General features: G+C 51.6%; 13 protein-coding genes and 2 pseudogenes. 11 read left to right on the top strand and 4 right to left on the bottom strand.

What is annotated here, in order from left to right; all coding sequences use genetic code 11:
- Positions 1-21: 21 nt before the first annotated feature.
- The 3 genes from gcvH (at position 22) to ACXYMU_RS02680 (ending at position 2,140) form a co-directional block, all read left to right on the top strand.
- Positions 22-402 carry a glycine cleavage system protein GcvH gene (gcvH, locus tag ACXYMU_RS02690; protein WP_458984808.1) on the top strand — a complete coding sequence of 127 codons (381 nt, stop codon included), beginning with the start codon at positions 22-24 and terminating at the stop codon, positions 400-402.
- A 60-nt stretch (positions 403-462) separates the two neighbouring features.
- On the top strand, positions 463-795 hold the full coding sequence (locus ACXYMU_RS02685; RefSeq protein ID WP_458984807.1) for a VanZ family protein: 333 nt from the start codon (positions 463-465) through the stop codon (positions 793-795).
- Positions 796-859: 64 nt separating this feature from the next.
- The gene (locus ACXYMU_RS02680) at positions 860-2,140 is read left to right on the top strand and encodes a M28 family metallopeptidase (RefSeq protein ID WP_458984806.1); all 1,281 of its coding nucleotides are present in this window, start codon (positions 860-862) and stop codon (positions 2,138-2,140) included.
- 217 nt (positions 2,141-2,357) lie between these two features.
- Here the strand turns inward: ACXYMU_RS02680 and ACXYMU_RS02675 are convergent, their stop codons facing one another.
- A complete protein-coding gene (locus ACXYMU_RS02675) occupies positions 2,358-3,236 on the bottom strand; it encodes a YicC/YloC family endoribonuclease (protein ID WP_458984805.1) in 879 nt (292 codons plus the stop codon).
- Between the two features lie 104 nt (positions 3,237-3,340).
- On the opposite strand from ACXYMU_RS02675, the pseudogene purQ reads away from it, so the two are divergent.
- Both purQ and ACXYMU_RS02665 read left to right on the top strand, forming a co-directional pair.
- Positions 3,341-4,063, top strand: a pseudogene (gene purQ, locus ACXYMU_RS02670) (phosphoribosylformylglycinamidine synthase subunit PurQ).
- A gap of 307 nt (positions 4,064-4,370) precedes the next feature.
- The gene (locus ACXYMU_RS02665) at positions 4,371-5,903 is read left to right on the top strand and encodes a SulP family inorganic anion transporter (RefSeq protein WP_458984804.1); all 1,533 of its coding nucleotides are present in this window, start codon (positions 4,371-4,373) and stop codon (positions 5,901-5,903) included.
- An 87-nt stretch (positions 5,904-5,990) separates the two neighbouring features.
- Here the strand turns inward: ACXYMU_RS02665 and ACXYMU_RS02660 are convergent, their stop codons facing one another.
- Genes ACXYMU_RS02660 through ACXYMU_RS02650 form a run of 3 tightly spaced genes read right to left on the bottom strand, consistent with a single transcriptional unit; the run spans position 5,991 to position 11,456 of the window.
- Positions 5,991-7,142: a serine hydrolase domain-containing protein gene (locus ACXYMU_RS02660; RefSeq protein WP_458984803.1), complete on the bottom strand. Its 1,152-nt coding sequence runs from the start codon at positions 7,140-7,142 to the stop codon at positions 5,991-5,993.
- Positions 7,143-7,150: 8 nt separating this feature from the next.
- Positions 7,151-10,360, bottom strand: coding sequence for a TolB family protein (locus ACXYMU_RS02655; protein ID WP_458984802.1), 3,210 nt, complete (start codon positions 10,358-10,360; stop codon positions 7,151-7,153).
- Positions 10,361-10,379: 19 nt separating this feature from the next.
- Positions 10,380-11,456 (bottom strand): NAD(P)/FAD-dependent oxidoreductase, encoded by a 1,077-nt coding sequence (locus ACXYMU_RS02650; RefSeq protein WP_458984801.1) that lies wholly within the window; start codon positions 11,454-11,456, stop codon positions 10,380-10,382.
- 81 nt (positions 11,457-11,537) lie between these two features.
- Between ACXYMU_RS02650 and ACXYMU_RS02645 the strand changes: the two genes are divergently transcribed.
- The 6 genes and pseudogenes from ACXYMU_RS02645 (at position 11,538) to ACXYMU_RS02620 (ending at position 19,523) form a co-directional block, all read left to right on the top strand.
- Positions 11,538-12,173, top strand: coding sequence for an MBL fold metallo-hydrolase (locus ACXYMU_RS02645; protein WP_458984800.1), 636 nt, complete (start codon positions 11,538-11,540; stop codon positions 12,171-12,173).
- Positions 12,174-12,198: 25 nt separating this feature from the next.
- The gene (locus ACXYMU_RS02640) at positions 12,199-12,906 is read left to right on the top strand and encodes a CDP-alcohol phosphatidyltransferase family protein (protein ID WP_458984799.1); all 708 of its coding nucleotides are present in this window, start codon (positions 12,199-12,201) and stop codon (positions 12,904-12,906) included.
- 41 nt (positions 12,907-12,947) lie between these two features.
- Positions 12,948-13,091, top strand: a pseudogene (locus ACXYMU_RS02635) (phosphoribosylformylglycinamidine synthase subunit PurS); the annotation flags it as partial.
- A gap of 102 nt (positions 13,092-13,193) precedes the next feature.
- Positions 13,194-17,042, top strand: coding sequence for a type IX secretion system sortase PorU (gene porU, locus ACXYMU_RS02630; RefSeq protein ID WP_458984798.1), 3,849 nt, complete (start codon positions 13,194-13,196; stop codon positions 17,040-17,042).
- Positions 17,043-17,091: 49 nt separating this feature from the next.
- Positions 17,092-18,213: a type IX secretion system outer membrane channel protein PorV gene (porV, locus tag ACXYMU_RS02625; RefSeq protein WP_458984797.1), complete on the top strand. Its 1,122-nt coding sequence runs from the start codon at positions 17,092-17,094 to the stop codon at positions 18,211-18,213.
- Between the two features lie 17 nt (positions 18,214-18,230).
- Entirely contained in the window at positions 18,231-19,523 is a 1,293-nt protein-coding gene (locus tag ACXYMU_RS02620) for a M16 family metallopeptidase (protein ID WP_458984796.1), read from the top strand.
- The last annotated feature ends 353 nt before the right edge of the window (positions 19,524-19,876 follow it).

Below are 19,876 nucleotides of genomic sequence, written 5' to 3'. Positions count from 1 at the left end.
AAATTAACATCATACAAATTCATGAACTTACCTGATAACCTAAAGTATACCAAAGACCACGAGTGGGTGCTCATCGAAGGCAATGTAGCCGTAGTAGGGATCACAGATTTTGCCCAGAGTGAACTGGGTGACATCGTGTATGTAGACATCGACACAGTTGACAAGCAGATTAGTCAGGAAGATGTGTTTGGCACTGTGGAAGCTGTGAAAACTGTTTCTGACCTGTTCAGCCCATTAAGCGGCACCGTGCTGGAGTTCAACGAGAAACTGGAAGACAGCCCGGAGCTGGTAAACTCTGACCCGTACGGTGAAGGCTGGATCGTGAAAATCTCTATAGATGATGCCAGCCAGGTAGAAGGCCTGCTGACAGTGGAAGGCTACCGCGAGGTGATTGGACAGTAACCCCAGTCATACTTAGGTTTGATACTACGCTATAACTTATTCACATTTCTGTGGGCAGCAGTGATCCTTTTAACGACACTGCTGCCTTCTTCCTCGCTTCCTTCCGTATCGGTATGGGAGCTCTTCTCTTTCGATTCCTTTGCCCACGCTTTCCTGTTCAGCATCCAGACCTTCTTGCTGGTTGTGGGGCTCGCCAAACAGTATACCTTCCTGCTCCTAAAGCATTACCCGGTTAAGTATGCATTGCTGTTCAGTTCGCTGTTCGGTATCTCCATCGAACTCATGCAGCACTTCTTTATCCCGGGCCGCCACGGCGATATTATTGACGTCATAGCCAACACCATCGGCTGCTTGCTTGGCATCGTGCTGTTCAAGTGGATTTATGTCTGGTAAGCTTTGCCGCTACCCAAAAGGCTTTTCTTAAACTTATTCATACCCAATGCCCTATCTTTGGGGTATGAAGCGACTTTACTTCCTGCTCCTACTTCATGGCCTCGTCCTGGTTTCTGCTATAGCACAGGACATGCCGCGCGTGCGCCATACCATTGACACCCTTACATCCGCTACCATGCATGGCCGAGGGTATACCTGCCAGGGCGATGCAAAAGCTGCTGCTTATATCCAGCACCGCTTTAAAAAATTAGGGCTGCAACCCTATGACCAAGATTACTTCCAGACCTTTCGCTTCCCGGTCAATGCTATCATCCAAACGCCCCAGTTGAAAGTGGATGGTGTAAGGCTGCGCCCGGGCAAAGACTTTGTGGCGCATGCCGCCTCTGCTTCAGGGAAAGGCAGGGCTCAGGTTTTAAGAATGGATACGGCTGTTTTCGCAGATGCTGTAGTCGCCCAGAAGTTCTTTTCCCAATCCTTTAGAGGCAAAGCCCTGGTGCTCAGCCCGCAGGACCAGCAACAAAAAAGTAAGCTGCCCGCCTTGTACCGGCAGAAGCTGCAAGAGGCAGAACTGCACATCATACTGCAGCCAAAGGCCTTGCTAACCACTGTGGCACAAGCCCAAACGGCAGTACCGGTTTTAGAAGTACTGGAGACAGCCTGGCCACCGAAAGCCAACAGGCTACGCTTTGAAGTGAAGTCCCGTTTAAGCCCCGCACACGAGGCCCACAACGTTATCGCTTTTATTCCGGGCCGTACTCAACCAGACTCCGTGCTGGCATTTACGGCCCATTATGACCACCTGGGCGGGCAAGGCAAGGATGTTTACTTCCCGGGGGCTAACGACAATGCCAGCGGCACGGCCATGCTGCTGGAGCTGGCAGCATACTACAGCCAACCTGCCAACAGACCAGCTTATAGCGTTGTTTTCATGGCTTTCGCCGCTGAAGAAGCCGGCCTGTTGGGTTCTCGCTACTATACCGAGCACCCGCTGTTCCCGCTTTCCCGCATCCGTTTCCTGGTGAACCTCGACCTCTTGGGAACAGGCTCTGACGGATTGATGGTGGTGAACGGCAAAGTGCATGCGCCAGAATATGCCTTGCTGCAGCAGCTAAACGAACAGCGCCAGTACCTGCCCCGCATAAAGGCCCGAGGCAAAGCCGCCAACTCAGACCACTACCCGTTTTCAGAAAAAGGCGTACCGGCGTTCTTCTTTTATACCCTTGGGGGCACCGCCGCCTACCACAACACCAACGATTACGCCAGCCAACTGCCGCTTACCAAGTTCCAGGGTGTGTTTAGGCTGCTGGTTGATTTTGCAGGAAAATTACAGGAGAACCAGGATTAGATGATTTGCAGGATACAGAAGATCAACTCAAGTTGATTTAAGTGATTCTTGCCCTTGGCTCATATCCTGTACATTCTCAAATCCTGAAAGTCCTGATTCAGGCAGTAGCGCAGCGATAGGTATAAACAGAAACCGCCCGCCACTGATTTAGCGACGGGCGGTTTCTGTTTATACCTGACACAAGTCTTCAGACTGTGCCTAATAGCTTGTGTCTTTTTTACAGAATATTGTTGATCTGCTCCTTGATTTTCTCTAGCTCCTCCTTCATTTCCACCACATGGTGCTGAATGGTAGAGTCGTTGGCTTTGGAGCCGATGGTATTGATCTCGCGGCCGATTTCCTGCGCGATAAAACCCAGTTTTTTGCCTGTAGGCTCCGGCAGATATACCGTTTCGGTGAAGTAGTGCAGGTGGTTTACCAGGCGCACTTTCTCTTCGGCTATGTCCAGCTTTTCGATGTAATACACCATTTCCTGCTCAAAGCGGTTTTTGTCGAAGTGCTCAGAGGCCGAAATGTCGTTCATGTGGCTGCTGATGCGGTTGCGGATATGCTCCATCCGAACCGGGTCCTGCTTGTCGATCTCGGCAAGCAGAATACGGATGCGGTCGATGTATGACATGATCTCGGCCGTCAGCGCCTTGCCCTCATCTGCCCGGAAGGAGTTGATATTGAGCAACGCTTCCGCTAGCAAAGGCTGCACCTTCTCCCAGTCTACCTCAGCCACTTCCTCCTCCTGCTCCTGCTGCAACACATCCGGCATATGCAGGGCCAGCCGGAACAAATCATCTTTGGATGCGTCCACCATGCTGGCAGCCTCGTCTAACTCTTTGTAGTAAGACTTCAGCAGCTCTTTGTTGATGCTGTTTTTTGCCTTCTGCGATTTGTTGCCCGCAAACTCAATGCTCACACCCACCTTGCCGCGTACCAGCGTCTTCTGCACCATGTTCCGGATGTCATACTCGCGGTCAGACAAAAATTTAGGCACACGTACACTTAGGTCCATGCTTTTGGAGTTCAGGGAGCGTATCTCCACGGTGATGGCGTATTGGTCAGCGTCGAGGCGCGCACTGCCAAAGCCGGTCATTGACTGCAACATAGGCTAATTAATTCGTATGATACACTGGCAAATTAACTAAAATTATCCAATTTTGCTTTGCTCCCCCTCCCGAAAGGTATTTTGGGGTATGGAGCCTATGATAAATTGATTCACTTTGCCTCACGAAATTTGGTGTAGTCTTTTTTCTGGGGTCCAACTGCGACCAAGACCTTGTTGATGCCATCAGCGTTGGCATGCAGCAAGAAGTTGTAAAGCTGTGGCACAAAAACCACGATTTACAAGGCTGTGATTTTATACTGTTACCAGGCGGTTTCTTTTACGGCGATTACCTGCGTTCCGGTGCAATTTCACGCTTTTCGCCCATCATGCAGGAGGTTATCCAGCATGCAGACAAAGGCGGTTACGTGATGGGTATCTGCAAAGGTTTTCAGATCCTGACTGAAGCCGGGTTGCTGCCTGGCGCACTGCTGCGCAACGTAAACCAGAAGTTTATTTGCGACAACGTATACATCAAGCCTGTTACCACGAACCTGCTGCCTAGGCAGTGGTTGAATGTGAACCAGGCCTACAAAATACCGGTAGCACATGGCGAAGGCCGCTACCATGCCGCCAAAGAAACGCTGAAGAAGCTGTAGGACAACGACCAGATCATGTTTAAGTACAGCAGCGACGTGGCCAATACCCACGAGAGGTACAACATAAACGGTAGCCTGCTCAACATTGCCGGTGTAAGCAACGCCAACAAAAATGTATTTGGCCTGATGCCGCACTCTAAGCGTGCCGTAGACCAGGAATTGGGCAACACCAACGGACCCGCAATCTTCGAATCGATTTTAAATCTGGTAAATGCCTGGTTTACTTTATAACCTCAAGCAATGCTCCCCGTTTGCTATCTGCAGGCGGGGAGCATTGCTTTACAGGGGGTTAGCATAGGATAAGCTTCGCTAATTTAGCGCCTCCCTACTACTTAAGGCAGAAAAGTCTTACCTTTGTCCCCGCAATGCAAAGTATGCTGTCATTCAAAACCGTTACGCCACCCTGAGTCTTTGGCTTAAAATCCATCTTTGATTTTATCGGCGCTACTCATTTCCGCCTTCAAGCAAGGTGCAATACTGTTGGTGCTATACCTGAAATTTATATCCTTTCTCTTCTCATATTCTTTAACTTCTAAGGATGAAACCTTATTTACGTCTCTTTGACTTCAGTAATAAAATAGATTATAAAATCGAGATTTTGGCGGGGCTTACAGTAGCCATGACCATGATCCCGGAATCGCTTTCGTTTGCTATCCTGGCCGGCTTTCCGCCATTGGTAGGTCTCTATGCCGCCTTCATTATGGGCTTAGTGACGGCAGTGTTGGGCGGCCGACCGGGTATGGTGTCGGGTGGGGCAGGTGCCACTGCCGTGGTGCTGATCGCTCTGATGCAGTCGCATGGCCTGGAGTATGTGTTTGCCGCTGTGGCTTTGGCCGGGGTTATCCAGATACTGGTCGGCATCTTTAAGCTGGGTAAGTTTATCCGGTTGGTGCCGCAGCCTGTGATGTTTGGATTTGTGAACGGCTTGGCCGTGATCATTTTCATGTCCCAGATCGAGCAGTTCAAAGTGATCGAGAATGGCGAAGTAAACTGGTTGTCCGGCTCACCGCTCTACATTATGGCTGGCCTGGTGGCCCTAACCATCGCCATCATCATTCTGCTACCTAAGGTAACCAAAGCAGTGCCGCCATCGCTGGTAGCCATTATTGTAGTATTCGCCATTGTACTGGGCTTCGATATCGACACGAAAATAGTGCGAGACATTGCCTCTGTGAGCGGTGGCTTCCCGCCGTTCCATATCCCGCAGGTACCACTTAACTTAGAAATGCTACAGGTGATTTTCCCTTATGCCTTGATCATGACCGGAGTCGGCCTGACGGAAAGTCTCCTTACCCTGAACCTGGTGGATGAGATAACCGGAACGCGCGGCCAGGGGAACCGCGAGTGTGTGGCACAAGGCAGTGCCAACCTACTGAATGGCTTTTTCTTCGGGATGGGCGGTTGCGCCATGATCGCGCAGACGCTGGTCAACCTGTCGGCGGGTGCACGGGCACGCCTGGCTGGTATCGTAGCAGCTATTACCATTCTGGTTGTGATCTTGTTTGGAGCCCCAATCATTGAATTGGTACCGATGGCAGCGCTGGTAGGCGTTATGATCATGGTGGCTTTCGGAACGTTTGAGTGGATCAGTTTCCGGATCATCAACAAAATGCCGCGCCACGATGTGTTTGTGGGTATTTTGGTGGCAGCCATTACCATCTGGTTGCATAACCTGGCCCTTGCCGTACTGATCGGTGTGATTATAGCGGCCCTAGTGTTTGCCTGGGAGAGCGCCAAGCGCATCAGAGCGCGTAAGTATGTAGACGACCAGGGCGTGAAACATTACGAGATGTATGGCCCCTTGTTCTTTGGCTCAGCGGCAGGGTTCACGGAGAAATTTGATGTGTTGAATGACCCGGAAGAGGTAGTGATCGACTTCAAAGACAGCCGCGTAGCCGACATGTCAGGTATTGAGGCGCTTAACAAACTGACGGAGCGCTACCATAAAGCCGGCAAGAAACTCCACTTGAAACACCTGAGCCAGGATTGCCTCGTGCTGCTTAAAAATGCAGACAAGGTAATCGACGTGAACATTATGGAAGACCCTAGCTATACCGTTATGGGCAAGTAAAAGCTCATCGCCACTGTTTAACCAATACGGCCCCGGCCCTGTGTATGACAGGGCTGGGGCCGTGTTGATATTGAGGATAGGTGCTGATTACTTTACCATTGTATTCACTGCATCAATAATCGCCTTTACATCAGTAGGATGATTGTTGACGATGTCACCCCGCCCTTTCCCCAGGCGCACGATCACCAGGTTTTTCTCCGGTACCACGATGATGTATTGGCCTAATATACCGCGTGCGTAAAAAATATCCTGGCCTTTGTAAGCCGGTAGCAGCCACCACTGATACCCGTAAAAATCAACTTTGCGGTCATCACCGGCTTTTGCCAATCCACTAGGCTTTAACGATGCCTGCACGTAGGCCGGGGGCACAATAGTATCACCATGCCAGATGCCTTGGTGTAGGTATAATTTCCCGAAGCGTGCCAGGTCGCGGGCATTGGAGAAAAAGCAGCAGTAGGCCTTTTCCATTCCTTCCGGTTGGTCTATGCTCCACTCAGCGTCATGCACAGCGCCCATCGGCTTCCACAGCATTTCTTGGGCCAGTTGGCTCAGGCTTTTGCCCGTTGCGGCCTGCAACACATACGCCAGCACCTGCGTATCGCCACTCTTGTAAAAAAAAGTGCGCCCCGGCTCCTCAACCGCCTTCAACCGATCAATCACCTTTTTGAGGTCGGTGCCATAGTAGGCCTCGGTAGTTATAGAAAAGGGGTTGATATACGATTCATCCCAATCTAGCCCGGAGCTCATCCAGAGCAAATGCTTGATTCTGATCTTTGATTTACCGCCTTCCCGGAAGTCAGGCAGGAAATCGCCTACCGGTTGTTCTACACTTCGTATATGGCCTTCTTTAATGGCTACACCAACCAGCATACTCACAATGCTCTTAGCCATCGAAAACGAATTGCTCAACGAAGCATCCGAATATCCGTCCCAGTACTGTTCATGCAGGATAGAATCGTCTTTCACAACCAGGAAGGCCACCGAAGACAAATCCCGGTGCAGGCGCTTGAGGCTAGAAGGGACCTCTACCTTGTTATACTGCTTTGAGAGTGGCCACGGCTGCGCTTGCTTAGGTGCCGCTACCTGCCGCTGTTCAAATATCTCATTATCGTCAATGCCGGCAAGGTTGTAGAAGGCGGCTTTGTAAACATAGTTTTTATCGGCTACATGTATCCAGGTAGCCAGCAGGCCGATCAGCAAGAGGGTTCCAATACCGAAGCGGCGTGCTTTTATGCTCATATGCTCTCTTAAAAGTCGTATCCCAGGGTTATATAGAACTTCGGTCCTGTACGGCTTTCCTCTGCTTCTCCCCATGCCACGTCCAGCTTGCCATACACACCCAACAGCGTAGTGCGCGCGCCTACTCCATAACCTATCAGGAAGGGGTTTCGGTAATTGATCACTGTGATGTCAAAAGGGTCCTGGTCTCCGCGCACCGGGTCAAGCACCCCACCAATCACGCGGGTGTTGATTGAGTTATTCCCCGTAAAGGGGTTTGCACCGTCGTAGGCTGATCCAGCATCGGCGAAGGCCGTCAATTGCAGGTTCCGGAAGAAACCGGAGGAGATGGGGCCATTGTACATATATTGCACAATCGGGATGCGTAGTTCGGCATTGGCCAGCAGGTGACGGCTGCCGCTGCGCACGTTATAGTTAAAGCCCCGTAGCGGCGTTACATACTCCAGGTAAAATAAATCGGCAGGGGCACTGATCTCCACGTCATTCAGTTCCGCGCTTTCGTCTTGGTCGGCCAGCAGCCAGTTGTCCATACCCCCTATCAGGAATTTCTTTCTGGCGTTGCCAAAAAAAGCGCCATAGTTGATACGGGTGGCCAGCACAATCTGACGGTGTATCTTCAGGTAGTTCCGGAAATCAACATATACCTTGTTAAAGTTGCTGGCAGACCCGTTAAACCCTTTCAACGACAGTAAACCCACCTTAAGGCGGGTGCCCTCCATCATGTTGATGCCGGTCTTCACGCTATTGTCGTATACCAGCTCCACGTTGCCACCCCAGAAGTTCTCCACACTATCCGGTATAAAGAAGTCGTTCATGTAAGTGAAACGCGTGCTCACAAACTTCGGCATGGCATGGATGCTGGTGCTGTGGCTCAACGGAAACACTACTTTCGGGCTGAGTTCGTTCTTTGCAAAACGCACTCGGGAGCCCGGCACGTTCAGCAAGCCCCCCTCCAGGGTTTCACGCTCAAACTCTATCCCCATGTCCAGGCGGTTTTTCAGGTTCATGTACTGCGCCCAGTAATTGCTTGCGCCCAGGTCAGTGCGAACAAAAGCGGTACCCTGTATATGATGGTTTTCGAACAGGTCGCTCATGTTCACCCCAGCCACTATACCGAAGCCCAACAGCGGGTCTGCGTGCACCGAGGTCACGATCTCCTGCACACTAAAGCGCAGGTCATAGTCCAACGGCCCGGTCATCTGGATAGACCTGGCGGAAGTAGCCCGACGCACCCCTGGTTTTGAGGCAGCTTTAGCGGTTGTGTTCGTACTAGCGGAATCACTGTCGAAAGAGTAATCCTGGATATCTACCTCGCCTTGCTTGCGCTGCGTTTTAGGCTTGGCGGCAGTTTTGTCTTCTACTATTTTGCGTGAAGTAGCGGCTTGGCTGCTTGTTCGTGCGCGGGTTTCCAGGATGATCTGGCGCGAAGTACGAGGCAGTTCCGCCAGGGTTGAAGCCGTGAATTGCGGCAGCAGGTACACAAACCGCCGCGACTCGTCGGTGGCTACCACGGCTAATACATTGGCTGTCGGCACATAATCATAGGCCTCTATCCCCTGCACAAAGTTAGTGACAGGCGTGCTGGATCCAGTGCTCAGATCATACCGGTAGAGGCTGCGCACCCCGCTCTGCTCGCTTAGGTATACCAGGTTGCCGTCTGGTGTGGCCTGCGGTTGCACCTCACTGGCAATAGCGGTTGTGAGTTGCCTTATGCCCGTGTTTGGGCCCTGTTGTTGCAGCAGGAAGATATCGAAGTTGTTGACTACGCTGCTAAAGGTTGCCGTGGCTGCAGCCCCGGTGGTGTCGGGCAGTCGGTTAGAGCTAAAGGCAATACCCCCATTGTTCTGAAGGAAAACAGGGTCTATGTCATCATAGATATCGTTGGTGAGTTGCTGTTGCAAGCGGCCACTAGCCCGTAACAGGTACAGGTCTGTTTGCCCGTTTCGGACGGCGCTCACCACCAGCGAGTTGCCATCCTCCGCGTAATCCATGCTCTGGACGAGGGTGAAGTCTGGCAACGTGGAAAGCGGCGTCGTCAGGTTCTCGACAAAGGGCACAAACGAGTAGCGGCTGGTAGCATCCACTTGGCGCAGTACCACCTCCCCTCTTCTCGCCTCCACAATGCCTAACTGCGTGTTCGACCGCCAGGCTAGCACAGGCATTTTATAGTCTACAGTCTGGTCGATGCTTTTGTAGCCGGCACGCCAAACCACATAATCTTTGTTCCGGCGGATGTCATGCACAAAGATCTTGTAGATACCGTTGTCGTTCTTGGCGTAAGCCAGCAGCGTACCGCTGGGGTTTAAGGCAGGCTGGCCGTAAAAATGGCCTTCTTTGTTCTTCTTGAAAAGCTTGGCATTGTCTGGCAGCACGACCAAAGGACTGTCGCTACTGGTGTTTATCTGCAGATAATAGTTATACCAGTCCTGCAGAAATCGCTTGTAAGGGATGTTTAAGCTACTCGTGATACCAATCTCCACATCGCGGGTGATGCGGGTCAGGTTTAGGATATTCTGGATGGCGGTATAGCCGTAACGCTCGGCAATGTAGTTCCAGACCGATTGGCCGGTCAGTTCCGGGTTTACGGCAAACAGGCGCTCGGGCCGCTGCTTGTTCTGTTGCTCCAGCAGCATGTCACGGACAAAGTTGTCCATGCGCACGCTCCACCCCTCTGCCGTATAAGCGGCCACCCCGCTGATAAACCACTGCGGCAAACGCAGCAGGTAACTGCTCTGCAAGGCCTCTTTCAGGCTACCGCCATACATCATGTCGTTCATGAGCAGCTGGGTCAGCTGGTAGCTCAGGTCCCGCTTAAACTCGGTCTGCGTGCCCTGGTAAGCCATTTCGATCTTGTTCTTCATGAAGAGCGTCTCGCCCCCCGTCTGGTACTGATCGTTGTTCAGGCCGATGTTGCTCTGCAGCAGATCGGTTGGGGAGTTATACAGCACCAGGGTCACCTTGGAGTAAGGATAGTAGCCAATCAGGCTTGTGATGCGCCGCAGCTCCTTTTCGGCGTACTCGGCCGCGTTCTGTGCCGTTTCCTGGCCTCCCTTGTAAAAGTAGACGTTGAAGTTCTGCGTGCTGTAGAGCTTCCAGTCAAACTCCTTGTACTGGATCCGGCTTTTGCCAAACGTGTCGCGGTTTGGCTGCGCCTGCGCTAAGGCTCCCGTGAGCGAGCAAATAGCAATCAATAGCAGAAACCTTATATATAAACGCATGCGCTTAGTGTTGATTGATTTAGTGATTTATGTAGTCGTAATATAACGCTAAATACCTTGAAATTCGTATATCTGGCAATACGGCCTCTCCTCCGGTCAGTTCGGTTGCAAACTGCTCCGCCAGGTAAGGTGCCATCTGCACCCCTTTAGACCCCATCCCGTTAAAAACGCTCAGTTGCGGGCACTGCGGATGCACCCCCGCCAGCGGCTTCCGGTCGCGCACAGCTGGCCGAATGCCCGCCTGGTGTTGGATTACACTGAAATGTTGAGAGGTAATTTGCCTGAAGCGGCCGGTCAGTTCTTCTATTCCGCCTTCCGTTGGCTGCTCGTCCGGATTACGCCAATCGTACGTGGCCCCTACCCGAAACCGGTTCGCTCCTACCGGAACAACGTAAACGCCTTTGTTATAGATGCAGTCGGTATTAAAATTCTCCACTTCCACTTCCAGCACCTCGCCTTTGGTAGGCTGTATGGGCAGCCACTTAAAGTAAGGGTTGTGAATCACCTGGAAGCCCTCGCAGAACACCAGATGCGCCGCTTCTATACCTTTATAGCTGACGCCTTGCGCCGTTAACTGCAGCTCCGCCATCTCAAACCGCTCGGGCAGCAGCAGCTCTTGCGCCAGCAGTTCGTCCGTTAGCAGCTGCAGCATATCAGCCACCAACAACGAACCGCCCCTGCCGATCATGATACCTCCGAAGGGGTCCTGCAGGTGAGGCCGCCGGATGCTTTGGGTATGCGTGGCGAGGATATACTCGCCCCAGCCTTCCTGACTAGCGCTTTTGGCCATCCAGGTGTTTTGCTCTTCAATGGATGAGAAGATTTTATAGATCGGTTTGTGGATGAAAAGCTCCCGGTTGAAACGCTCCTCCAGTTCGTCGTACAAGGCATCGGCGGCAGGTATAAACGCATCGGCCAGCCACGATTTGGCAAAGCGCTTGCCCGCGATGGGGTTTAACAAGCCGGCCGCCACCTGCGAGGCGCCGCTTGGCCTCGGTTCATCAATGACTAATACCCGATGGCCGCGCCTGCGTAAGGTATAGCTTAGGATAGCGCCGGCCAGGCCGTGCCCTACAACTATAAAATCGTATTTCATCAGGGCAAGTTACGAGATGTATAGGTGAAATTAGTAACTTAGAACCCAATTTTGTACATGCCTCACAACCCCAAACCAACTATGAAAGTTACCTGCCTTACATTTAACCCATTCCAGGAAAACACCTACCTGCTGCACGACGACACAAAGGAGTGCGTGGTGGTGGACCCTGGCTGCTATGAGAAACAAGAGCGCAACCAACTGCAGCACTACATCGAACAAAACAACCTGAAAGTAGTAAAGCTGCTGAATACCCATTGCCACATCGACCATGTGCTGGGCAACCAGTTTGTGGCCGACACCTATCAGGTGGGCCTGGAAATTCACCCGGACGATGAGCAGACGCTGCGTGCCGTGCCTGCTTATGCTGCCTCTTACGGTTTCCCGCAATACGCTGAGGTGCTGCCATCGGCTTTCTTGGAGGAGGGTGATAAAGTAAAATTCGGGGAAACAGAACTGGAAGTGCTTTTCACGCCGGGGCACGCACCGGGCCATATTGTGTTCTACCACGGCCCGTCTAAGGCCTGCATTGGCGGCGATGTGCTTTTCAGAGACAGCATTGGCCGAACAGATTTACCGGGTGGCAGCTTCGAAACCTTGCTGCACAGCATCCGCACCAAACTCTTCGCCCTGCCCGACGATGTGACGGTATATCCAGGCCATGGCCCCGAAACCACCATCGGGCACGAAAAGCTCCACAACCCGTTCTTAGTCTAAATTATTTGACCTGCACCCAGCCCCCATGAAGAAACACATCCCCAATGCCGTTACCTGCCTCAACCTTTTCTCGGGGTGCCTGGCGCTGTACTTTGCCTTTCAGGACCAGTTAGTGTATACCGCTTACCTGGTGGGCATTGCCGCCGTGTTTGATTTCCTGGACGGGATGCTGGCCCGCGTAATGAAGGCCTACTCCGAGTTAGGCAAGCAACTCGACTCCCTGGCCGACATGGTTTCGTTTGGTGTGGTGCCCGGCACCGTGATGTTCATGCTGCTGCAGCGTGCGGATGCCGCGCTGTTGGGTATCCCCCCTACGGTACTCCCCTTTGTTGGCTTCCTGATCACAATCTTCTCGGCACTGCGTCTGGCTAAGTTCAACATCGACACCCGCCAGACAACCTCCTTTATCGGTTTGCCCACGCCGGCCTGCACCATTTTTGTGGCGTCGCTGCCGCTCATCCTGGAGTACGGGGACCTGTTGCATTACGAGATCATCCTGAATCCAATGGTGCTCCTGGTGCTAACATTCCTGCTTTCCTTTCTGTTGGTGGCTGAGTTACCGCTCTTTGCGCTTAAGTTCACAAACCTGAGGTGGCAGGACAACTCTGTTCGGTTTATTTTCCTCGGATTGTCGGTTATCCTGTTAACTCTTCTTAAGTTCGCAGCCATACCATTGATCATCGTACTGTACATTCTTTTGTCTATCATCAAAAAGACATCCCATACATCATAAAATTTTAGCTGAAATAGATATAGTGCCTCGACCAGGTAAACGATGTGCGCATTGGCAAGCACATTCCCCTGCAACTGGAAGCAGAAACAGAAGAAATTGCCCGTGAGAAAGTAGAGAAAGCCTGCCATAAGCTGCTCGCCAACCTGATTATGGCGTCGTTCACGTGCGAGCTGAAGCAAGCCTAAAGCCTGTGTAGTGCAACAATTTACGTGTATATTTGTGTTAAAGGCTGCCAGCCGCTACAAAGGGGCTGGCAGCCTTTAACATTTACATCACTTGAATTGGTTATGATGCGGGCCTGCCGACTGGTATTTGTATGTTTGCTTTTGCTGCTGATGCCGCAGGCCTGGGCACAGGCACCCGTTAACACCGTAACGCTGCAATGGCAAGGCCAGGCCACTGTGTTGCCTACCCGCCATGCCACTGGCAAAGTCCCTACCTTTGCAGGAGCCTCGCTCGATGCGGTGGAGGGCCTGCCCTATTACCGGCTTCAGGTACCCGGGTCACACCTTGCTAACTTGGTTTTACAAAACACCCGATACCAACCTTTCACGGAGGCTGAGCGGCAACTGTTCGGCGCTTACCAGTTTCCGACTGAGCCTGCCGTGCATGTCTCGCAGGCTACCCAAAACAAGGTGCCGGTAAGCCTGGTCTCCATTTTGCCCATCAGGCGCAACCTCAGCACCAGCCAACTCGAGAAGCTTGTCAGCTTCAGTTATACCTATATAGCTTCCACACCCAACCTTCCGAACGCACGCACTGCCAGCAGCACCTTTGCCGCCAACTCGGTGCTGAGCACCGGCGACTGGTATAAACTAGCGGTAACGGGCTCAGGCATACACAAGATCGACAGGAGTGTTTTGCAGGCGCTAGGCATTTCCACGCAAAGCCTCGACCCTAAAAAGATACAGGTATTTGGCAACGGCGGCGGGATGCTGCCACAGCCCAATAGTGCTCCGCGCCTCGACGACCTGACAGAGAACGCCATACTGGTGATAGGTGAAGCCGACGGCAGGTTTGATGATACCGACTATGCTTTGTTTTATGCACAGGGGCCGCATACCTGGGGGTATGATGGGCCCAGAGGGCAGTTTCAGCATACCTACAATGTATACTCGGATACGGCCTACTACTTCCTGCGGGTAAACCATACGGCAGGTGCCAGGGTAAGCACCCAGGCGCCTGTGGCCAGTGCGTCTCAAACCATTAGCACTTACACTGAGCGCCTGTTTCATGAGAATGACCTGAAAAACATGGTCTTCTCGGGCCGCGAGTGGTATGGCGAGGACTTCAGCAGCTTTAACACCTCGCGGGAAATTCCCTTTGAGGTGTCCGATGTTGTGCCGAACTCAGAGATCAAGCTTACGGCAGCGCTGATGGCGAACTCTCCCACCCAATGCTCCTTCACGCTAAAGCTGAACAACCAGCCACTGGGCTCTCAGAACATCCCGTCGCGCGGCACCTATAATTACCACCCGGAGGGCACCAATAGCACCGCTACCTATCGCATCAATCAACAGGCTGTAGCCAACGCAAACTCCTACAAGATTCAGTTAGGTTTCGGCACAGGCGGGAGTTCCACTTCCATTGGTTACCTCAATTACCTGGAGTTGCAGTATGAGCGCCAGCTAAAGCTTTTGGGAGCGCAAACTGCTTTCCGGTCTGTGGCCAGCCTCGCGGCTCCTGCCAGCATCTTTCGGGTTGCCGGAGCGCCTGCCAGCGCCGCAGTTTGGGACGTAACAAACCCTACACAGCCCTTGGCACAGCAGTTCAACAATGGCAGCTTCAGGGCCCAAACAAGTACCCTGCGCGAATTCGTGGTGTTTGACGGGGCCAGTATTAGCACCAAGCCTGTGGCTATAGGCAAAGTAGCCAACCAGAACCTGCACGTTATAAACGCGGATGGGACACTGGATTTTGTGATCGTGGCGCACCCGGCCTTCCTTCAGGAAGCCAATCGACTGGCAGCACACCGGTCACAGCATAGCAACCTGCGGGTACAGGTAGTCACGCCAAAACAGATTTATAATGAGTTTTCGTCCGGGGCGCAGGACGTAACGGCTATCCGCGACTTCATGCGCCTGGTGCATAGCCGCAGCCGCAAGCAGGGCGACAACATTCTATACCTCCTGCTCTTTGGCGATGCCTCTTATGACTATAAAGACCGTATCCGGAATAACACCAACTTTGTGCCTATTTACGAGTCCAGGCAGTCCTTGCATCCCATCACCAGCTACTCCTCCGAGGATTACTTTGGCTTTCTGGATGAGCATGAAGGTGCCTGGCTTGAAAATGCGGTAGGCGACCACCTGCTGGACATCGGCATTGGGCGCTTACCCGTGAAAACGGCGGCTGAGGCAGCAACTGTCGTGAACAAGATCATTGCCTACGACAGCCCGGCTCATTTTGGGAGGTGGCGCAACAAGATAACATTCATTGCCGATGACGGCGACTATAACGAGCACCAGAACGATGCCGAGTTCCTGGCTAATTATGTGGAGAGCACTTTCCCGGCCTATACCCCCAACAAAGTATATGTCGACTTATATCAGCAGCAGGCTGTGTCGAATGGGCAGCGAGTGCCGGCAGCCACCGCTGCCATCAACAAGGCTGTGGAGAAAGGCTCGCTGATCATGAATTATACCGGGCATGGCAACGAGATCAGCTTGGCCGAAGAGCAAATCCTAACGATGCAGCAAATAAACAACTGGACGAACAAAGACAACCTGACCTTTTTCCTGACTGCTACCTGTGAGTTTGGCCGCTATGATGATCCGGCCCGTTCCTCCGGGGCCGAGACTGCCTTGCTGCTGGAGAACGCTGGTGCCGTGGGGCTCCTCACCACCACGCGCCCCGTTTACTCGAACGGCAACCGCGTACTGAACCGAAACTTCTTCAAGAACGCTCTTACACCCTTAGATGGCCGTATGCCACGCCTCGGAGACCTGGTGCTTCACACTAAGAATAACAGCATCACCGACAATATCAGTGGCTCCACTGGGGTTAACAACCGCAACTTCTCTCTTCTCAGCGACCCTTCCTTGCAATTAGCATACCCTGCCCTAGAGGCCCGCATCACGCACATCAATGGCAAGGAAACGGCAGCCGATACCCTCAGCGCACTGGGCAAGGTAACCTTGACAGGCCACGTAACGGCCAAAGACGGCAGCGTCGCTTCCGGCTTCGACGGTACCCTGCACCTGACAGTCTATGAAAAACCGAACACCCTTTATACCCTCGGCGACGAAAACTCACAGAAAGTACCGGTGCAGGTGCGCGAAAACATTATTTACGATGGTAAGGCAACGGTGAAGCAGGGATTATTCTCCGTTACCTTCGTGGTACCGAAGGACATTGCTTATAATTACGGAACGGGAAGCATCCTGCTCTATGCCAGCAACAGCACCACCGACGCACTGGGCGCAAACCAATCAGTGGTGATAGGCGGCACGGCCCGCCATACCCCCGCCGACAATACACCACCAGACATTAACCTGTTTATGGATGACGAGTCCTTTGTGTCGGGCGGCAGCACCGGAAAAACCGCCACCATACTCGCCAACCTGTTCGATGAAAATGGCATAAACACTGCCGGGCTAGGTATTGGGCACGAAATTACGGCTATACTCGACGATAACCGCGACCAGGTATTGGTGTTGAACGACTATTATACCGCCGCACAAAATGACTATCAGAAAGGGCAGGTTAAGTTCACGCTCAAAGACTTAGCGCCTGGCCCCCATTCGGTTCGGTTAAAGGCATGGGATACACACAATAATTCTTCAGAAGAATATATAGAGTTTTTTGTATCTAATGATGACAATCTCTCGTTAGAGCATGTGTTGAATTACCCAAATCCGTTTTCAACGCACACCACCTTTAACTTCGACCACAACCGGGTGGGCGAAAACCTTGACATACAAGTACAAATTTATACCGTATCTGGCAAGTTAGTGAAGACGTTACAAACCACTGCTTATGGCAGCAAAGCGCATTTTTCAGAATTATCGTGGAATGGCCGCGATGAATACAATGATGTGTTGGCCCGTGGCGTTTATGTATATAGGATTAATGTGCAATCACAGCAGGATGGCTCCAGAACCTCCAAATTCGAGAAGCTTGTAATTTTAAATTAACATAGTAATTCTTAAATTTTTATATTTGATACAGCTATCAACTCTTTATATGTACAAAAAACAGCATATTCTTAAGGCTACAGCGTTCGCCATCGCCCTACTATCGGCTCCTTCTGCCTTTGCACAGTCGTCTACCACCACTGGCCAAAACGTAAATGCCGTGACTACCGCCGTTCCTATCCTGACGGTAGCTCCTGACACCCGCTCTGCAGCACTTGGGGATGCAGGCGCAGCCCTTTCTCCGGATGCCAATGCAGCCTACTGGAACCCTGCCAAGTTGGGCTTTGTACAGAACGACATGAGCATAGCTTTCTCATATGCCAAGTGGCTGGGTAACATCGTAGACGATATGTCGCTGAACTACCTGTCGGGCTACAAAAAACTCAACGAAACTTCTGCCATATCAGCTTCCCTGATGTATTTTGATTTGGGCGAGATACAATTCATCGATGCAAACCAGGCACCGCTCCAGAACTACAATCCAAAGGAATATGCCCTTTCAATCGCGTATGGCCAGGCCCTGAGCGAGAACTTTAGCGTAGGTGTTGCTGCCCGCTTCATCCACTCAAACCTTGCCGGCGACGTAAACGTGAGCGGTAGTAACATCGAGTCACAGCCAGGAAACACCGCTGCAGTAGATGTAGGTGTATACTATAATAAGGATGTGAGCCAAAACTTTAACCTGGGCCTGGCAGCTGGCATCTCTAATATCGGCGGTAAAATCGCGTATTCCGAGAATGAGGACAAGAGCTTCCTTCCAACTAACCTAAAGGTGGGTACAGCCTTAACCTATAACCTGGATGCTTACAACTCACTTACCTTAGTAGTGGATGCCAACAAACTGCTGGTTCCTTCGCCGGGCGCTGACTCAGACCAAAGCGTGGTGAGCGGTATCTTTTCTTCTTTTGGTGACGCCGAAGGCGGTGCAAGTGAGGAATTAAAAGAAATAAACATTTCGGCTGGTGTCGAGTACTGGTATAACCAGTTGTTTTCGGCACGTGCGGGTTACTTTTATGAGAACCCAGAAAAAGGTGGCCGGAAGTACTTTTCAGCCGGCCTTGGCTTGCGTTACCAGAAGTTCGGTTTAGATGCCGCATACCTGATCCCAGGCGACCAAAGCAACCCGTTGGCAGATACCTGGCGGTTTACACTGGCCCTTAACTTAGAATAAGAATAAAAAAACACAGAATGCTTGATAGAAAAAAAGCACCAGAAACATACGAAATAGATGCCATTACGCTACAAGTTGCAGAGGTAGCCAACCTCAACAATGGAGCAAAGTTGCATGTTATCAAAAGCGAAACCCAGCCTGTTGTCAGGCTGGATTTTGTTTTTAAAGCCGGTAAGTGGTTCGAAGAAAAGCGTGGCGAGTCTGATCTGGCAGTAAAAATGCTGACAGAAGGTACCCTAAATCATACTGCGAAACAGATTGCGGACAAGGTTGCATTCTACGGCGCCTCATTCGAAAATAACCATGGCTACGACCGGACAGAGTTTACGCTCTACTGCCTCTCCAAATACACTAGCGAACTGTTACCACTGGTATTAGACGTACTTCAGAACCCAATTTTCCCAGAGGAGGAATTTAACCTGCTTAAAAAGCGCACCCTGCAAAACGTGAAAGTGCAGCGGCAGAAAAACAATTACCTGGCTACACACAGTTTTACGCAACATCTGTTTGGCGAAAACCATCCTTATGTTTTTGGCTTTGAAGAAAACACGATCGAAGCACTTGACTTAGAGGCCTTACAGGAGTTCTACAGAAGCAGATTCCTGACACAGGAGTTAGATGTTTTTGCCTGTGGCGCAATCGACGATGAGTTGCAGCGCTACTTGGAGAATGAAATAGAGGGCCTTAAACTGCAGCCTTCTAAAGCATCGTTCACCACAGCTCAGAAAGAGATCCAAGCCCAACCTTCTCAAGAGAAAACCAAGCTTGTATTAATGAAGGATAGCTTGCAGTCATCTATCAGGATGGGTAGACGCTTTCCGCTTGCCAGCGATCCGGACTATTTACCGCTCACCGTATTGAATGAGATTTTGGGTGGTTATTTTGGCTCCAGGTTGATGCGCAATATCCGCGAAGACAAAGGGTATACCTATGGGATTTACTCTGCAATTTCACCGAAAGAGCATGAAAATATGTTTTATATCGGTACAGATGTAAACTATGCTGTAACGGATAACACCATTGATGAGATCATAAAGGAGATTAGGTTATTACAGCAGGAAGAGATTGATGCCGAAGAACTGCAAACAGTTAAGAACTATATGCTTGGTAAATTCCTAAACGATATTAATACCATCTTCGACCAATGCGACCGGTACAAACGAATCGTGCTCAGTGGATTGCCCCAGGATCATTACAATAACTTTGTAACTACGGTCCGGACTGCCACCCCTGCCGAACTCCAAGCCCTGGCCCAGAAATACTTGCAGCCTGACGACTTATACATAGCCGTAGCTGGACGTAAATCCTAATAACCTATAGTGTAGAACAATAAGGGCCACTCCATACATATTGGGGTGGCCCTTATTGTTTTGTTACTGAATTAGGTGTTTAAAGCTGATCATCTATAACTTAGCATTCTCCTATACAGCACGTAGAGGTTGAATACAACGTTAACTGCGGAAGCAAGTAGTTATACTCTTTAATCACGGAGTACAGCGTCTCGGGGGAGCTTCGCTGCGGCAAGCGCTACGCCACGGACCTGCTGCTGGAGGCGGCCGCCGCGCTGGGCGTCGCCCTGCCCCGGCCTCAAGGGCGCCCTTAAGCAGCGGGCCCTGAACGCAAACGCCCCGGCTGCCTGACAGCCGGGGCGTTTGCGTTCAGG

The sequence above is a fragment of the Pontibacter sp. CAU 1760 genome (assembly GCF_054482735.1).
The sequence above is the reverse complement of the archived record's forward strand: the minus strand, read 5'-3'. Positions and strand labels throughout refer to the sequence as shown.

What these genes read in the sequence shown, in the direction of transcription:
- ACXYMU_RS02640 (WP_458984799.1), top strand. Translation starts at nt 12,199, where the DNA reads ATGAAGAAACACATCCCCAATGCCGTTACCTGCCTCAACCTTTTCTCG.
- porV (WP_458984797.1), top strand. Translation starts at nt 17,092, where the DNA reads ATGTACAAAAAACAGCATATTCTTAAGGCTACAGCGTTCGCCATCGCC.
- ACXYMU_RS02650 (WP_458984801.1), bottom strand. Translation starts at nt 11,456, where the DNA reads ATGAAATACGATTTTATAGTTGTAGGGCACGGCCTGGCCGGCGCTATC.
- ACXYMU_RS02645 (WP_458984800.1), top strand. Translation starts at nt 11,538, where the DNA reads ATGAAAGTTACCTGCCTTACATTTAACCCATTCCAGGAAAACACCTAC.
- ACXYMU_RS02620 (WP_458984796.1), top strand. Translation starts at nt 18,231, where the DNA reads ATGCTTGATAGAAAAAAAGCACCAGAAACATACGAAATAGATGCCATT.
- ACXYMU_RS02660 (WP_458984803.1), bottom strand. Translation starts at nt 7,142, where the DNA reads ATGAGCATAAAAGCACGCCGCTTCGGTATTGGAACCCTCTTGCTGATC.
- ACXYMU_RS02680 (WP_458984806.1), top strand. Translation starts at nt 860, where the DNA reads ATGAAGCGACTTTACTTCCTGCTCCTACTTCATGGCCTCGTCCTGGTT.
- gcvH (WP_458984808.1), top strand. Translation starts at nt 22, where the DNA reads ATGAACTTACCTGATAACCTAAAGTATACCAAAGACCACGAGTGGGTG.
- ACXYMU_RS02655 (WP_458984802.1), bottom strand. Translation starts at nt 10,360, where the DNA reads ATGCGTTTATATATAAGGTTTCTGCTATTGATTGCTATTTGCTCGCTC.
- ACXYMU_RS02665 (WP_458984804.1), top strand. Translation starts at nt 4,371, where the DNA reads ATGAAACCTTATTTACGTCTCTTTGACTTCAGTAATAAAATAGATTAT.
- ACXYMU_RS02675 (WP_458984805.1), bottom strand. Translation starts at nt 3,236, where the DNA reads ATGTTGCAGTCAATGACCGGCTTTGGCAGTGCGCGCCTCGACGCTGAC.
- porU (WP_458984798.1), top strand. Translation starts at nt 13,194, where the DNA reads ATGATGCGGGCCTGCCGACTGGTATTTGTATGTTTGCTTTTGCTGCTG.